The following is a 15,435-nucleotide window of genomic DNA, read 5'->3' on the forward strand; positions in this document are numbered from 1 at the left end:
TATCGCTTGCCTGTCGAAATCAGGGCTTTTCAAAGGCTGAAGATAGATCGGGATACTCTGTGAACGCTTTTCCTGAAGTCTGCTGGTCGAACGATACACGGTTTTTTTTGCCGGTATGCGCTACGATCGGAGCCTCGTCGGAAAGAGTATTAAGTTGCAGGGATAAGCCGGTGAGAAGCTGGAACAACGTACCAGATTGAAGAGCACGGAATCATGCAGTTTGTAGATGAAGCAAGTATTCACGTGGCCGCCGGTAAAGGGGGTAACGGTTGCCTGAGTTTTCGTCGGGAAAAGTATGTCGCAAAAGGTGGCCCGGATGGCGGTGACGGTGGCGATGGCGGTAGCGTCGTGTTGGTGGGGGATGACTCCCTTAACACTCTGATCGACTTCCGTTATCAGCGCCGCTATCGTGCGCAAAACGGTGATGGTGGCCAGGGGCGTCAGTGTTCCGGTAAGGCCGGTGAGCATCTGTTTGTTCAGGTGCCGGTGGGGACTACCGTCATTGATGAAGATACCCTTGAGGTGCTGGGTGATATCACGGAAGTGGGTCAGGAGCTGATTGTGGCTCAGGGCGGTCGCCGTGGTCTGGGTAATACCCGCTTTAAATCCAGTACCAACCGTGCACCCCGCAAAACCACCAATGGTAAGCTGGGTGAAGAGCGTAATCTGCGCTTTGAGATGAAGGTGATGGCGGATGTGGGTCTGTTAGGCCTGCCTAATGCCGGTAAGTCCACTCTGATTCGTGCGGTATCTGCTGCTAAACCTAAGGTGGCAAACTATCCATTTACTACTCTGGTGCCAAACCTGGGTGTGGTAAAAATGGAGCAGCACAAGCACTTTGTCATGGCCGATATTCCCGGTCTGATCGAAGGGGCTTCTGAAGGTGCTGGTCTGGGTTTTCGTTTCCTGAAACACCTGACCCGTGCCCGTCTGTTGCTGCATCTGGTGGATGTGGCCCCGTTTGATGAATCTGATCCGGTAGAGTCTGCTCAGGCGATTATTCGCGAGCTGGAACAGTACAGTCCAACATTGTCTGAGCGTCCGCGCTGGTTGGTGTTGAATAAGCTGGATCTGGTTCCTGAAGAGGAGCGTGATGCGCTGTGTGAGCGTATCGTATCTGAGCTGAACTGGGATGGTCCTGTGTTCCGTATTTCCGCTATTGGTGGTGAAGGTACGCAGGATGTGTGCTGGACAATTATGCGCTGGTTGGATGAACAGCGTGAATTGCAGGCCGAGAACCCAGAGCTGGCGGAAGAAGAAGCCGAAATTCGTGAGCGTATGGAAGAAGAAGCCGTTGCTCGGGTTGAGGCTTATCTGGAACGCCGTCATGGCCGCAAAGCTGTGGTTCAGGAAGACGATCTGGATGATGACGATGACTTCGACGACGATGATTACGACGTTGAAGTTGAGTATACCCCTTGAGTTTTTTCTGTAGCACAGTAAAGTCTCACGCCGGGTATCTAGCTGTGAACTGCGGCCGCTTAGGGCCGTGTATTAAGCGGTGAGCACTTTGCAGTATTAGCCTTCGGGCTGATACTGACTGAATACACAAAAGGTGGATGGATGATGTCGCAGCGTGACAGATTGGAGCGCGCAAAACGGGTCGTAGTTAAGATCGGTAGTGCCTTGTTAACCAATGATGGTGCAGGCTTGGATCTACCGGCAATTGCGAGCTGGGTTGACCAGATGGCCGCCCTGCATGAGCGGGGTGTGGAATTGATCCTGGTATCTTCCGGTTCTGTAGCCGAAGGTATGAGTCGTCTGGGGCTGACTGAACGACCGTCCACCCTGCACGAGCTTCAGGCTGCCGCAGCGGTGGGGCAGATGGGCTTGGTGCAGGCTTATGAAAGTCAGTTTATGGGACACGGGGTTCGTGCGGCGCAGATTCTGCTCACCCACGATGATCTGTCAAACCGTAAACGCTATTTAAATGCCAGAAGCACGGTTAAAGCGCTGCTGGAGCTAAAGGTGATCCCCATCATTAATGAGAATGATACTGTGGTCACCGACGAGATACGTTTTGGTGATAACGATACTCTGGGGGCTCTGGTGGCTAATCTGCTGGAGGCAGATGTGCTGATTATTCTGACTGATCAGGAAGGTCTGTTTACCGCAGACCCCCGCTCTAATCCGGATGCAACCCTGATCAGTGAAGCCTGGGCGGATGATCCCGAACTGGCAGGTATGGCGGGCGACGGTGGGCGTCTGGGTCGTGGTGGTATGATCACTAAGGTGCGTGCTGCCAGCTTGGCCGCCCGTTCCGGTACGACGACTCTGGTGGCCAGTGGTCGTCAGCCCAATGTGCTGTCCCGTGCCCTGGATGGTGAAGATCTTGGGACTCTGTTTCTGCCAAAAGATACGCCTTGGGCTGCGCGTAAGCGTTGGCTGGCCGGTCATCTGCAGACCCGTGGTACGCTGGTGTTGGACGCTGGTGCGGTACGGGTGCTGCGCGATAAGAATACCAGCTTGCTGTCTGTGGGTGTGAAACAGGTCAGTGGCCGTTTCCGTCGCGGTGATATGGTGCAGTGTGTCAGTGAGCAGGGTGAGTTGATCGCCAAAGGCCTGGTTAATTATGATCAGGATGATGTGCTGAAAATTCTGGGTCAACCGACTCATAAGATGGAAGCACTGCTGGGTTATATCGCCGATCCTGAGCTGATTAACCGGGATAATCTGGTTTTAGTCTGATCTTTCGGACCGATTCTGGGTAAAAAAATAGCAATTTCCTTTAAAAAGCGGTTTTAAGGGGTGTTCAACGGCTTTGCTTTGCCGTAAAATGCGCACCCCTAAAGACATTTGATTTTAATATATGACGTGCGCCTGTTGCGCATATCATTAACCGAATTCTCCAAGGAGCTTAACGGTGGCGAATATCGCATCTGCAAAAAAACGTGCACGCCAGGCTGAAAAGCGCCGCAATCACAATGCTAGCCTGCGCTCTATGGTGCGCACTTATGTAAAGCGTGTTGTAGCGGCAGTTGAAGCGGGTGACTACGCAAAAGCAACAACTGAATTCCAAGCTGCACAAGTGAAGCTGGACAGTGTTGCTGACAAAGGCATCATCTCTAAGAACAAGGCTGCTCGTACTAAGAGCCGTCTGAACGCTCGAGTTAAAGCACTGGCTGCTTAATTCAGAGACGTTTCTTTGAGATAAAAAACCGGCTTAGGCCGGTTTTTTTATGCCTGCTATTTATAGCCACCTTTTAAAGCACTTTTTTGCCTATCTTCTGATTTACTTTTTTCCTGTTAAAAGCTCCCCCCTTTCTCTTTCTGGGGTTAAAATCGATCTCTTTTGCGGATGTTGCTGTATTTATTGAAAGCTCAATATTCTGCTCAGCTTGTGCTTAAGTGTGATCACCTAAGTGTTACCGGTTTTCCTCAGCTCTAAGGATTCGCTATGTCCCGGCCTCAGTCCCGGCCCTCTCAATCCGATCAAGTCCAGCCTTCGGAATCACAGCCAGGCCAAGCTGCTTCTGGTAACCATCAAGCGAGTTCTGGTAATAACGAAATGACCTCTGGTAAGAGCGATGGGGCTCGCAAACCCGGCCTGCTGCGCTCCGGTTTAATTGTCAGCATGATGACCATGCTGTCCCGTGTGTTGGGTCTGGCACGGGATATTGTGATTGCCAACCTGTTTGGTGCGGGCAGTGGTGCGGATGCGTTTTTTGTCGCCTTTAAGATTCCTAACTTTCTGCGTCGTCTGTTTGCGGAAGGGGCGTTTAACCAGGCCTTTGTGCCCGTGTTATCGGAGTATCGCAGCCAAAGGGATCGCGTGGCTGTCAAAGGGTTAATTAATGCAGTGGCGGGAACGCTGGGCTTAACTCTGGCGGGTATCACGCTGTTAGCGATTCTTGCTGCGCCTTTGTTGGTGTGGGTATTTGCTCCAGGATTTAGTCAGATGCCTGAGAAGCAGGCGCTGACCGTTGAGATGTTGCGTCTAACCTTTCCCTACCTGTTATTGATCTCAATGACTGCCTTTGCGGGTAGTATTCTCAATAGTTACGACCGCTTTGCTGTGCCGGCATTTACCCCCGTGTTACTGAATTTGTCGTTGATCGGTTCGGCTATCTGGCTCACACCTATGATGGCTGAACCTGTGATGGCGTTGGCCTGGGGGGTGTTGATCGCCGGTAGTGTCCAGTTGCTGTTCCAGATACCGTTCCTGGCACGAATTGGGCTGTTACCCAGGCCTAAGGTCAGTTGGAAGGATGAAGGTGTACGTCGCATTATGAAGCTGATGGCACCGGCCTTGTTTGGTGTTTCGGTCAGTCAAATTAACCTCCTGTTAGATACGGTGCTGGCCTCCTTCCTGATCAGTGGCAGTGTCTCCTGGTTGTACTACTCCGATCGCTTGGTTGAGTTGCCATTGGGGGTCTTTGCTATCGCCATTGCGACAGTAATCCTGCCGAGTCTGTCCACCAAGCATGCGGAAAAGTCCCAACAGGGTTTTGCCAGAACCCTGGATTGGTCGATGCGCATGGTGCTGCTGATTGCGGTACCTGCTGCTGTGGCCCTGATTGTTCTGGCTGAGCCTCTGCTATTTACACTGTTCCAGTACGGTGCGATGACGGTGCATGATGTGGATATGGCGGCAATGAGCCTGCGCGCTTATGCGGTGGGGCTGATCGCCTTTATGCTGATTAAGGTGTTGGCTCCCGGTTATTACGCCCGTCAGGATACGACGACCCCTGTGAAGATAGGTATTAAGGCCATGGTGGCTAATATGGTATTTAACCTGGGCTTGGTGTTCTGGTTGGAGCATGCTGGTTTGGCACTGGCGACTTCGCTGTCAGCCTTCCTGAACGCCGGTTTGCTGTGGTACGGGCTGAAAAAGTCTGGTGTTTTTGTCTGGCAAGCCGGGTGGTGGAAGTATCTGCTGCAACTTATCTTATCCACAGGCTTGATGCTGGTGTTATTGCTGCAATTGAATCCAACGTTAGCCGAGTGGGCCAGTGTGGATTGGCTGCAGCGAGCAATCTGGATGGCAATTCTGGTAGCCTTTGGCGGTGTTGGTTATGTGGCCATGCTGATATTAACCGGTTTAAAACCGAGAGACCTGCGCCACTGATTTAATGTGGTCAGTGACGAGGTATGTCCTATAGATAGCTCTCGCTCAACTATGCTCCGGCTGCTCTGAGGCTTTGATCTCCGCCTATTCTTTATGTAGGGGGTACATATTAATATATTGCACAACTCGTGGGCTATGGGCTCTATTCGGGCTGCTACCATGGGGAAGAGCGTGGTGCCAGATAATAAGATCTCCAGCTTTTGCAGCAATAGGCTTGATATTAAATTTGGACCAATCCTGCTCTTGAGGGTTGGTGTTATCCGGTAAAGATCTTAGCCAATTATCAATTTTATGGTGGAAGCCCGGAGCGCAGCTGAATGCTCCCTGATTTTCTGCGGTATCGGTCAGATAAATAAGACCTTGCGTACGAAATGGAATAGGTGGGTTAAAGTGATCAAGATCCCAGTGGATGTCAGGGCCAGGAAATTTCCATAACTCCGTCTCAGGGGGGTTAATACTGACTCGGTCAGTGGAGACCGTTAACTGGTTTGTTTGCCATAGTTGTGCAAAGGCTTTTCGAATAACCTCTTTTTTTCTAATCTTTTTCTGTATAGGGCTATCAAAAAACTGCACCATGATTTGTTGCTTGCTTTCATGGGGGAGGTACCAAGTGTCGGGGACCTGCAAAGAGAAATTTAGAAACCGGTTAATTTCTTCGAGTAGAGTGTCACATTCCTGTTGATTCAGAACAGAGGGGATTATGATATAACCCTGTTCATTCCAAAATGCCATCTGCTCTTCTGAAAGCACATTTGTAATTTCTTGGGGATCGTATTGTGCAGGAGAGTGCCGTAGAGCTTGATTGATTGCTTTAACAGCTTGGTCGGGAGCTTGATCATTATTCTTTGTTAAAACAAAGTCCTCAAATTCAGTAAGCTTTGAGCATTGATATAGACAGGCTAGGGCAGGTTCCAAGCCAAGGTTTAGTTCATTGATCAGTATAAGATCTAGTTCCCACTCCTGCTGTATCAATTCCTGGTCGATCCTACCCTGTTTGTTGAGTTGATGCTTATGCCAGAAGCGCTTTAGGTGGGGGATGTTTAACGCTGTTAACTCCTGGCTTTCAGGCAGTCGCTGTTGCTTGGTTTCTTGAGGCATCACTTCTTTCATATTCAGTCCCTTGGCTCGATTGTCTTGGTATTTGCTCTGTGATTCGAGCAGTATGCTATAGGAATATGGTCATGAGGAGAAAAAGAGTGACCTCAGGCTAAACTACAGCCTGGATAATGGGAAGGTTGCCCGTTAAGTTAAATCACAGGGCTTTGTCTCTATATTTTGCCTGTAAATACTGCTTTAAAGTAGACAATTGAGCCCTTACTGATGAGATATTGGGTTGAAAGGGTGCACCGTACGTTTATTTCGCTATAATCAGGCTCTTTTGATTTTTTTGTGTACACACTGCATAGGGTGCACTTAGCCGTTTATTCTTATTGGATAAGCACGGGTATTAAACCACCTGAACGAGGGTAGCTGGGGCAAAATGGAACTGATTCGAGGTTTGCATAATTTCCGGCCTGAACACAGAGGCTGTGTCGCCACCATTGGTAATTTTGATGGTGTACACCTGGGACATCAGACTGTTTTACGTCAGGTCAAAGCCAAGGCTCAGGAGCTGGGGCTACCTTCTACTGTGGTCGTGTTTGAGCCTCAGCCCAGAGAGTTCTTTGCTAAAGATCAGGCTCCGGCCCGTTTGACCCGCTTTCGTGATAAGACTGAGCGTTTAGCCGAGCAGGGCGTTGATCGTGTGGTCTGTCTGCCCTTTAACCGTCGTTTAGCCAGTTTATCTGCCCAGGCCTTTATTGAAGAGGTTCTGATCCAGGGGTTGGATATTCGTTATCTGGTGGTGGGTGATGACTTCCGTTTTGGCTGCGATCGGGCCGGTGATTTTGCTCTGCTACAACAGGTGGGCGAAGAGCAAGGTTTTGATGTGGTGCACACTGAAACCTTTGAAGTGGCTGCTGAGCGCGTCAGCAGTACACGGGTACGTCAGGTCTTAGCCGATGCTAACTTTACTCTGGCCAGTGAACTATTGGGCGTACCTTATCAGATTTCTGGCCGTGTGATACATGGCCAGAAGCTGGGGCGGCAATTGGGCGTACCGACGGCCAATCTATCATTAAAAGATAAAAAGCCTGCGTTGCAGGGAGTGTATACGGTGCTGCTGACAGGAGAGGATGGTACAACTTATCGTGGGGTTGCCAATATTGGCAACAGGCCGACGATTCGAGGCGTTAAACCTTCGCTGGAAGTGCACCTGTTTGATTTTAATGGCGACCTGTACGGACAACGTGTGCAGGTAGTCTTTTGCAGTAAGTTACGTGATGAAGTGCGTTTCCCGGATGTGGAAGCGCTGCGTCAACAGATCCAGCAGGATCTGCAGGTGGCGCGCAGCTATTTTGATGGACATGATGGTCAGATGATCCCTCTGGCCCACGGCATACTGGGTATTAACTGAACAGGGCAATGATCGTATGGTCCAAAGGCACATGAAGGGTTAACTTGCCCGGCAGCCTTAGGCCACGGACATCAGCCTGAATGACCAGTAACGGACTGTCTGTAACCCTATTATTTTTTGAAAATCTGAGCAGCGATATCTGAGCCATGAGCGATTACAAAAACACTCTCAATCTTCCAGAAACTGATTTTCCCATGCGCGGCAACCTGCCTCAGCGCGAACCTGATCGTCTTGCTCGTTGGGATGAGATTGGTCTGTACGACAAGATGCGTAAGGCGGGTGAAGGTCGTCCGAAATTTGTTCTGCATGATGGCCCTCCGTATGCAAACGGCAATATCCATATTGGTCACGCCGTTAACAAAATTCTGAAAGATATGATTGTGAAATCCCGTACGCTGGCGGGTTTCGATGCGCCATATGTACCGGGTTGGGACTGTCACGGTCTGCCGATTGAGCACAAGGTAGAGACCATGATCGGTCGCGCCGGTGACAAGGTGCCGTTCAGTGAGTTCCGTCAGAAGTGTCGTGAGTATGCAACAAAACAGGTGGATGGCCAGAAAGCCGACTTTATCCGTCTGGGTGTGCACGGTGACTGGGAAAAACCTTACCTGACCATGAACTTCGATACCGAAGCCAATATTGTTCGTGCTCTGGGTCGTATTCAGGAAAACGGCCACCTGGTAAAAGGCTATAAGCCGGTTTACTGGAGTGTGGTCGGTCAATCCGCTCTGGCAGAAGCTGAGGTGGAGTATCAGGATAAGACCTCGATTGCTCTGGATGTGGCATTTACCTTTATTGATCAAGCCAGGGCGCTGGAGCTGTTTGGTAATCCTGCCGGTGAAGGCGATGTTTCCGTTGTGATCTGGACCACCACCGCCTGGACACTGCCGGTTAACCAAGCGGTGTCTCTGAATGCGAATCTGGATTACGCCCTGGTACAGCTGCGTGATCAGCGCCTGGTACTGGCTGCGTCTATGGTGGATGGCATCATGGCGCGTTGGGGCGAAGATAAGTTTGAAGTGCTGGCAACGGCTTCCGGTCAGGCACTGGAAAACCAGCTGTTGAAGCACCCATTCTTCGACAAGCAGGTACCTGTGATTCTGGGTGATCACGTCACTACCGATGCAGGTACAGGTGCAGTACACACCGCGCCTGATCACGGTATGGACGATTTCCTGGTGGGGCAGAAATACGGTCTGGGCACGATTAATCTGGTTCAGGCTAACGGAACCTATACGGATGAGGCCGGTGAATTTGCCGGTATGCATGTCTATAAAGTGGATGAGCCGGTAATGGATGCCCTGAAGCGTGAAGGCAAGCTGGTGCATCACAAAGCGTTTGAGCACAGCTACCCTCACTGCTGGCGTACCAAAACACCTCTGATCTATCGTGCGACGCCACAGTGGTTTATCTCGATGGAAGAGAAAGGCCTGAAAAAAGACGCGCTGGAAGCGATCAAGGGTGTGCAGTGGTTCCCGGGTTGGGGCCAGAACCGTATCGAGGCGATGGTTGAGCAGAGCCCGGATTGGTGTGTCTCCCGTCAGCGTACCTGGGGTGTGCCGATTACGCTGTTTATCCACAAAGAGACTGAAGAGCTGCACCCGCGCACGACTGAGCTGTTTGAGCAGGTAGCGCAGCGCATCGAAGAAAAAGGTATGGATGCCTGGTTTGAGCTGGACGCCGCTGAGCTGTTAGGTGATGAAGCCGATCAGTACACCAAGGTCACCGATACGCTGGATGTATGGTTCGACTCCGGGGCGACTCACTACGCGGTACTTAACAACCGTGACGAGCTGACCTTCCCGGCGGATCTGTATCTGGAAGGTTCGGATCAGCACCGTGGTTGGTTCCAGTCCTCGCTGAAAACGTCGATTGCGATCAATGGTTGTGCGCCGTACAAGCAGGTGCTGACCCACGGCTTTACCGTGGACGAGAAGGGCTACAAGATGTCCAAGTCCCTGGGTAACGTGATCGCGCCACAGGAAGTGACCGACTCTCTGGGTGCGGATATTCTGCGTCTGTGGGTTGCCGCAACCGATTATTCCGGTGAAATGGCGGTATCCAAGCAGATTCTGCAGCGTACTGCAGACTCTTATCGTCGTATCCGTAACACCGCACGTTTCCTGCTGGCCAACCTGAACGGCTTCAACCCTGAAACCGATATGGTGACACCGGAAGAGATGCTGTCTCTGGATCAGTGGGCGGTGGATCGTTCCCTGCAGCTGCAAAATGAACTGCTGTCTGCCTATGAAGAATATCACTTCCTGAGCGTTTACCAGAAGGTACATAACTTCTGTGCCCAGGATCTGGGCGGCTTCTATCTGGATATCATCAAGGATCGTCAGTACACCACACAGGAAAACAGCTTGGCACGCCGTTCTTGTCAGACTGCGCTGTACCATATCGCAGAAGCGCTGGTACGTTGGATTGCGCCTATTACGGCTTTCACTGCGGAAGAGATCTACGAAAATATCCCGGGTGAGCGTGGCGAATCTGTCTTCCTGACGACCTGGTATGACGGTCTGTTCGAGATGCAGGACAGCGGTGAGATGAACCGCGACTACTGGAATCGCGTAATGAGTGTGAAGGAAGCCGTAAACAAGGCTCTGGAAGACGCGCGTAAAGACGGTAAGGTGAAAGGTTCTCTCTCCACTGAAGTGACCCTGTATGCGGATGACGAGCTGCAGCAGTTGATCGGTCGCCTGGGTGACGAGCTGCGTTTTGTACTGCTGACCTCTGATGCTCAGATCAAACCGCTGGCCGATGCGGCTGATGCGGCAGAGACTGAACTGGCTGGTTTGAAAGTTGTGGTTAAAGCCGCTGAGCATGCGAAATGTGGTCGTTGCTGGCACCACCGTGAAGACGTGGGCCAGAATGCGGATCACCCTGAACTTTGTGGTCGCTGCGTGTCTAATCTGGAAGATGGCGAAGGCGAGCAACGTCAGTTTGCTTAAGCCTTTGGATTAGAAATAAACCGTTCGGCTGGCTGCTTGCTTATTTTACAGCGATGGCTGGCCGAATGGGTGGTTAGAACCGCCTGCCCAGAGTTTTGAAATGATCCAGTCTCTTAAATGATACTGTGTTTTGCTCATACTGAGCTGGTAGCTGATATTACCTATTAAGCGGATTAAAAAGCGGTTAACTATGGCACGCAAAGATACACACAGGGGCGAAGCGCTTAACGGGTCAGCGAATGCTGGCCCGTCTCTGTCTGGAAGCTACCACCAGCAAACACCTTTGATTGATGAGCCCAAGGTCAGTAAATGGGGCCAGTTAAAGTGGCTGTGGTTGTCGCTGGTGGTGATTGTCTTGGATCTGGCTACTAAGGCCTGGGTATCCAATACCTTCCGTTATGGTGAACTGTTAGAAGTGCTGCCGATTTTTGATCTGACCCTGCTGCACAATAAAGGCGCGGCGTTTAGCTTTCTGGCCAATGAAGCGGGTTGGCAGCGCTGGTTTTTTGCCCTGATTGCCGTGGTGGTCAGTGGTGTCTTGCTGGTGTGGTTAAAACGCTTAAAAGGCAATGAAACCTGGTTAGCCGTCGCTTTAGCGCTGGTGTTAGGCGGTGCGCTGGGTAATCTGCATGATCGTGTCTTGCTGGGCTATGTGGTGGATTTTCTGTTTTTCCACTGGGAAAACAACTACTTCCCCGCTTTTAATTTGGCAGACAGCGCCATTACCCTGGGTGCAGGTATGCTAATTATCGATATGATTCGCAACCCCGATAGTAAAAAATCCTGACGTTTTATCGCTGTAGCGCATGCTCTATTGCGTATAGCTTGCAGTTTGAAAGGCCTCCAATAATTTGAAAGCCCCTAATAAACTGCCAAATTTTGTCTAACCCACAAACGTGGAAGGTCGTGAAGATGAGTGAACAACAGATTGGTCAAGGGACTCAGGTCACTTTGCATTTTGCCCTGAAACTGGAAGATGGCGCTGTCGTGGACAGCACCTTTGATAAAACCCCGGCTACCTTTGCTGTTGGTGATGGCAACCTGCCTGAAAACTTTGAACAGCTGCTGCACGGCCTGAGCGCTGGTAGTAAACAAAGCTTCACTGTTGCGCCGGAAAAAGCTTTTGGTCAGCATAACCCAAGCAATGTGCAGACGATTGCCCGTGCTCAGTTTGGTGATATGGAACTGGAAGAAGGTCTGATGATCAACTTCGCCGATAAAGCCAACGGTGAACTGCCGGGCGTGATCGCAGGATTTGACGATAAAACCGTACAGGTGGATTTTAACCATCCGCTGGCCGGTCGTACTCTGACGTTTGACGTGGAAGTGATTTCGGTGGCTGATGCGCCGGAAGAAGCCACTGCGGAATAAGCGGGATAGCCTGATGACAAGTGAACAAGGCATGCAGATTCTGCTGGCCAACCCCAGAGGCTTTTGTGCCGGGGTTGATCGTGCCATTGAGATCGTAAACCGTGCGCTGGAGATCTTTGAGCCGCCCATCTATGTGCGTCATGAAGTGGTGCATAACAAGTTTGTGGTGAATGATCTGCGTAACCGTGGTGCGGTGTTTGTCGATGAACTGCACGAAGTCCCGGACGATACCATCGTAATCTTTAGTGCTCACGGTGTATCCAAAGCGGTGCAGGATGAGGCGGATCGTCGTGGCCTGAAAGTCTTTGATGCCACCTGCCCTCTGGTGACCAAGGTTCACCTTGAAGTGCTGAGATACAGCAAACAAGGCCAGGAGTGTGTGTTGATCGGTCACGCCGGCCACCCGGAAGTAGAAGGCACCATGGGGCGTTATGATACCTCAAGCGGCGGTGCGATCTATCTGGTGGAAGATGAGGCGGATGTCGCAGCATTGGAAGTGCAAGACACGGGTAAGCTGGCGTATGTGACTCAGACGACATTGTCGATGGACGATACTGCACGGGTGATTGATGCCCTGCGTGCCAAGTTCCCGCTGATCGAAGGCCCGAAAAAAGACGATATCTGCTACGCTACGCAAAACCGCCAGGATGCGGTGAAGCAATTGGCGGAAGAGGTGGATCTGGTCCTGGTAGTCGGTTCACCCAATAGCTCCAACTCGAATCGTCTGCGTGAACTGTCCGAGCGGATTGGTACCCAGGCTTATCTGATCGATAATGCCGAAGAGATTCAAACTGAGTGGTTGAAAAATGTTGGTCAGATCGGTATCACTGCGGGTGCTTCTGCCCCTGCGGTACTGGTTGAACAGGTGATCGAGCGCTTAAAACAGTTGGGTGCAGATGCACCAAAAGAGTTATCAGGTCGGGAAGAGAATATTGTGTTCTCTATTCCAAAAGAGCTAAGGCTGACAGAAGTGGAATAATACCATTCCCGATAAGTTTCTTGATATCAGAGTAGGTTGGATAAGCGAAGCGCCATCCGACACTGACTCCGATACCGGATGATTGTCGGAAGGCGCCTTGCGGCTTTTCCGACCTACAACAACTTATCTGGTTTGGTATAAGCTGCTGTACCTTTCTCTGTAATAACAAAAAAGACGCGTCAAGCGTCTTTTTTGCTTTACGAGGTTTAGATCACCAACAGGCTGCGGGTGTTTTCGCTTCGCCGCTAGCCGTCACTGTCATCACAATACTGGTACAGCCAGTATCATTTGCCTGTACCTTTCCTGTTACCGCTTTGGCTGTTACCGTGTAGTTTGTTGCTGACGCATCTTCAATTTTCAGCTTGTACCAGCCTTCCTCAGAGGTTAAATGCACGCCAATATCCGAAGCGCTATTGGAGTAACTGCTACTGGACACACGCCAATTTTCCTGTGCCAGCTGTACCTTCATAATAGCGGTATAGGCATCGGCCCGGCGGCTTTCAAGAACATAGTTGTTGTATGAGGGATAAGCGACGGCTGTCAGAATACCCAAAATAGCGACTACAATCAGAAGCTCGATCAATGTAAATCCCTTTTCTAGCCTATTCATGGCGCTCTCCATTTGCTTACCGGTCTGGTGGACTCTTACACTTGCACGGCGTGTGTCGATTAAATGTTAGGCGAAAGCACCCTCTAAGGACAGGAGGTTCTGTGTATAGTCGGGGATTTACCTTAATCGAGTTGCTATTGACAGTACTCATTGTCTCTATCCTTGTCGTTATCGCTGTTCCCAGCGTTAAAGAGCAGATTGAGATTGAAAATATTCGCGGTGTTGCCAATAACCTGAAGCAGGAGCTCTCTTTGGCACGTTCTGAGGCGATTAAGCGTAACTCAGATATTTTTGTGGATATGACGATGAGTGGCGATGGTGCAACCTGGTGTATCGGCATTAGCGTGAATGATAATTGCGACTGCACGATCACTGATCCTGATCTGGCCGGTGCCTGCACACTACCAATTAATGGGATGAAAGTGCGCCGGGTGATCAATAGCGATGACTATGGTGATGTGGCGATGGATATGGCTGCGGATTTTAACTTTAGATTTAATGCGATCCGGGGTACCGCCAGTCCTGCAGGGTCCTATGTGTTTGAAAGTGGTGCCTATAATATTGATGTCACAGTGAGCTTGCTGGGTCGGGTCCGGCGCTGCGATAACAATAATAATATGGCCGGGTGGACAGACTGTTAGGAGGCTGGGATATGGACCTCAAGCAGGGAAAGCAAGCAGGTTTCTCTCTGGTAGAACTAATGATAGCCGTATTGCTTTCGGGTGTGATGGCAATGGCTGTGAGTCGTATCTATGTGACTGGTGTTCAACAGGCGAATAACAACCATCAGCAGGCGCAGTTGAATCACAATCTGAGAGCCAGTCTTGATTTGATATTGACTGAGCTGAAACGGGCTGGCGGTTACTCAGTCGATTTTATGACGATCAATAATCAGAATGACTTCAGTGTTTACACTGCTAACCCTTTTATGCAGGGGGTTAATAATCTATCGCTGGGTGGAAGCTGCACAGGGAATATCTGTACCTGTGTTACTTATAGCTATGATTTGAACCAGGATGGCAGCCTGGGAGTCAGTTCAAATGGCGGAGCGGCTTTGGCTAACCCTGTAACGGAGAATACCGCAAATGTTGAGCAGTTCGGCTTTCGTTTAAATAAGGGGGCCTTGGAAATGCGCCGTTCCAGAGCTGCCATCGCTAATACAGGCTTCGATTGCACCAGTAGTACAGGGCGCTGGGAAGACCTGACAGACCCTGAAGTCACCATTGATGACTTTGATGTACGCTATATTGATGAAGCGGGTACCACGCAAGCAGGGCCTGAACAGATCGACCTGACGAACGGTGGTGTCAGTTGCGGCCCTGGTGCGAACTGTTTGGAAGTTCGCAATCTTGCCATCAGCATCACGGGTTCCCTCGGTCATTACTCTCTCTCTGCTGCTGGACGGATTCGGGTTCGTAATGACCGTTTATACACAGTGCCAGCAGTACCTTAGGGCGTGTGATTATGCTTCTTTATCGCCGACAGCAGGGCATGGCCACTTTAACCTTTTCCATCATGTTGCTGCTTGCGATCACATCCGTCAGCTTCTTGACGGCGAAGACTTTGCTAACGGATCAAAAAATAGCATCTAATGACTACCGAGCGAAGGAGTTGACCTATGCATCAGAAGCGGCATTAGAGTATGGTCTGGCTTGGTTGAATCGTCATCAGCCCGACTTTGAGGCCTGGAATACGAATGATGAAGATGCTAATGGTCAGAGTTTTAACGACCTAAATGCGCCTAACACCAGTCTTACAGCTGCTATCGACAGTTATATTTTAACGGTTTCCTACCGTCGTCGTTGTATCTCGCCTGATTCCGGTACTGTTGATGATGCATGTGGGCAGTGGTTGATTCAGATGAGCACGCAAGCCTCTGCAAGCAGTGATCATAGCTTGAGCCGCTCTCAGGTGATGTTAGTGCTGGAAGATTTGAGTAACTTTCCGGCGTCTACCGGTTATATCCGTGTACCGGGCTCCTGGCAGGACTGGTGATAA

The 15,435-nt window shown here is 50.6% G+C and carries 14 protein-coding genes; 12 read left to right on the forward strand and 2 right to left on the reverse strand.

Annotation, left to right across the window (positions count from 1 at the left end; all coding sequences use genetic code 11):
* Positions 1 to 213 precede the first annotated feature (213 nt).
* From cgtA to murJ, 4 genes are all read left to right on the forward strand, one after another.
* Positions 214 to 1,422: an Obg family GTPase CgtA gene (gene cgtA / locus H579_RS0104160; RefSeq protein ID WP_028299638.1), complete on the forward strand. Its 1,209-nt coding sequence runs from the start codon at positions 214 to 216 to the stop codon at positions 1,420 to 1,422.
* A gap of 144 nt (positions 1,423 to 1,566) precedes the next feature.
* Positions 1,567 to 2,688, forward strand: coding sequence for a glutamate 5-kinase (gene proB, locus H579_RS0104165; protein WP_028299639.1), 1,122 nt, complete (start codon positions 1,567 to 1,569; stop codon positions 2,686 to 2,688).
* A 175-nt stretch (positions 2,689 to 2,863) separates the two neighbouring features.
* Positions 2,864 to 3,130 carry a 30S ribosomal protein S20 gene (gene rpsT / locus H579_RS0104170; RefSeq protein WP_028299640.1) on the forward strand — a complete coding sequence of 89 codons (267 nt, stop codon included), beginning with the start codon at positions 2,864 to 2,866 and terminating at the stop codon, positions 3,128 to 3,130.
* Between the two features lie 378 nt (positions 3,131 to 3,508).
* The gene (murJ, locus tag H579_RS0104175; RefSeq protein WP_028299641.1) at positions 3,509 to 5,068 is read left to right on the forward strand and encodes a murein biosynthesis integral membrane protein MurJ; all 1,560 of its coding nucleotides are present in this window, start codon (positions 3,509 to 3,511) and stop codon (positions 5,066 to 5,068) included.
* A gap of 84 nt (positions 5,069 to 5,152) precedes the next feature.
* On the opposite strand, the gene H579_RS24155 is transcribed toward murJ, so the two are convergent.
* Positions 5,153 to 6,178, reverse strand: coding sequence for a phytanoyl-CoA dioxygenase family protein (locus tag H579_RS24155; protein ID WP_051227292.1), 1,026 nt, complete (start codon positions 6,176 to 6,178; stop codon positions 5,153 to 5,155).
* A 370-nt stretch (positions 6,179 to 6,548) separates the two neighbouring features.
* Here H579_RS24155 and ribF point away from each other — a divergent pair, with 370 nt between their 5' ends.
* From ribF to ispH, 5 genes are all read left to right on the forward strand, one after another.
* Entirely contained in the window at positions 6,549 to 7,523 is a 975-nt protein-coding gene (gene ribF, locus H579_RS24160) for a bifunctional riboflavin kinase/FAD synthetase (RefSeq protein ID WP_051227293.1), read from the forward strand.
* A gap of 146 nt (positions 7,524 to 7,669) precedes the next feature.
* A complete protein-coding gene (gene ileS, locus H579_RS0104195) occupies positions 7,670 to 10,477 on the forward strand; it encodes an isoleucine--tRNA ligase (protein ID WP_028299642.1) in 2,808 nt (935 codons plus the stop codon).
* Between the two features lie 190 nt (positions 10,478 to 10,667).
* The gene (gene lspA / locus H579_RS0104200) at positions 10,668 to 11,264 is read left to right on the forward strand and encodes a signal peptidase II (RefSeq protein WP_084623914.1); all 597 of its coding nucleotides are present in this window, start codon (positions 10,668 to 10,670) and stop codon (positions 11,262 to 11,264) included.
* Between the two features lie 125 nt (positions 11,265 to 11,389).
* The gene (gene fkpB / locus H579_RS0104205; protein ID WP_028299644.1) at positions 11,390 to 11,848 is read left to right on the forward strand and encodes an FKBP-type peptidyl-prolyl cis-trans isomerase; all 459 of its coding nucleotides are present in this window, start codon (positions 11,390 to 11,392) and stop codon (positions 11,846 to 11,848) included.
* 31 nt (positions 11,849 to 11,879) lie between these two features.
* Entirely contained in the window at positions 11,880 to 12,827 is a 948-nt protein-coding gene (gene ispH / locus H579_RS0104210; protein ID WP_028299645.1) for a 4-hydroxy-3-methylbut-2-enyl diphosphate reductase, read from the forward strand.
* Between the two features lie 211 nt (positions 12,828 to 13,038).
* On the opposite strand, the gene H579_RS0104215 is transcribed toward ispH, so the two are convergent.
* On the reverse strand, positions 13,039 to 13,437 hold the full coding sequence (locus H579_RS0104215; RefSeq protein ID WP_028299646.1) for a type IV pilin protein: 399 nt from the start codon (positions 13,435 to 13,437) through the stop codon (positions 13,039 to 13,041).
* 101 nt (positions 13,438 to 13,538) lie between these two features.
* Here H579_RS0104215 and H579_RS24165 point away from each other — a divergent pair, with 101 nt between their 5' ends.
* Genes H579_RS24165 through H579_RS0104230 form a run of 3 tightly spaced genes read left to right on the forward strand, consistent with a single transcriptional unit; the run spans position 13,539 to position 15,432 of the window.
* Positions 13,539 to 14,078 (forward strand): GspH/FimT family pseudopilin, encoded by a 540-nt coding sequence (locus tag H579_RS24165; protein WP_036565304.1) that lies wholly within the window; start codon positions 13,539 to 13,541, stop codon positions 14,076 to 14,078.
* Between the two features lie 11 nt (positions 14,079 to 14,089).
* Positions 14,090 to 14,890, forward strand: coding sequence for a prepilin-type N-terminal cleavage/methylation domain-containing protein (locus H579_RS0104225; RefSeq protein WP_028299647.1), 801 nt, complete (start codon positions 14,090 to 14,092; stop codon positions 14,888 to 14,890).
* A gap of 11 nt (positions 14,891 to 14,901) precedes the next feature.
* Positions 14,902 to 15,432, forward strand: a complete 531-nt coding sequence (locus tag H579_RS0104230) for a pilus assembly PilX family protein (RefSeq protein WP_157834551.1) — start codon at positions 14,902 to 14,904, stop codon at positions 15,430 to 15,432.
* The last annotated feature ends 3 nt before the right edge of the window (positions 15,433 to 15,435 follow it).

Origin of the sequence: Oceanospirillum beijerinckii DSM 7166, from assembly GCF_000422425.1 — a bacterium.
Taxonomy (GTDB): Bacteria; Pseudomonadota; Gammaproteobacteria; order Pseudomonadales; family Halomonadaceae; genus Oceanospirillum; species Oceanospirillum beijerinckii.

Coding starts and splice junctions, on each gene's coding strand:
- cgtA (WP_028299638.1), top strand. CDS start 214: ATGCAGTTTGTAGATGAAGCAAGTATTCACGTGGCCGCCGGTAAAGGG.
- proB (WP_028299639.1), top strand. CDS start 1,567: ATGTCGCAGCGTGACAGATTGGAGCGCGCAAAACGGGTCGTAGTTAAG.
- murJ (WP_028299641.1), top strand. CDS start 3,509: ATGACCTCTGGTAAGAGCGATGGGGCTCGCAAACCCGGCCTGCTGCGC.
- H579_RS24155 (WP_051227292.1), bottom strand. CDS start 6,178: ATGAAAGAAGTGATGCCTCAAGAAACCAAGCAACAGCGACTGCCTGAA.
- ribF (WP_051227293.1), top strand. CDS start 6,549: ATGGAACTGATTCGAGGTTTGCATAATTTCCGGCCTGAACACAGAGGC.
- ileS (WP_028299642.1), top strand. CDS start 7,670: ATGAGCGATTACAAAAACACTCTCAATCTTCCAGAAACTGATTTTCCC.
- lspA (WP_084623914.1), top strand. CDS start 10,668: ATGGCACGCAAAGATACACACAGGGGCGAAGCGCTTAACGGGTCAGCG.
- fkpB (WP_028299644.1), top strand. CDS start 11,390: ATGAGTGAACAACAGATTGGTCAAGGGACTCAGGTCACTTTGCATTTT.
- ispH (WP_028299645.1), top strand. CDS start 11,880: ATGCAGATTCTGCTGGCCAACCCCAGAGGCTTTTGTGCCGGGGTTGAT.
- H579_RS0104215 (WP_028299646.1), bottom strand. CDS start 13,437: ATGAATAGGCTAGAAAAGGGATTTACATTGATCGAGCTTCTGATTGTA.
- H579_RS0104225 (WP_028299647.1), top strand. CDS start 14,090: ATGGACCTCAAGCAGGGAAAGCAAGCAGGTTTCTCTCTGGTAGAACTA.
- H579_RS0104230 (WP_157834551.1), top strand. CDS start 14,902: ATGCTTCTTTATCGCCGACAGCAGGGCATGGCCACTTTAACCTTTTCC.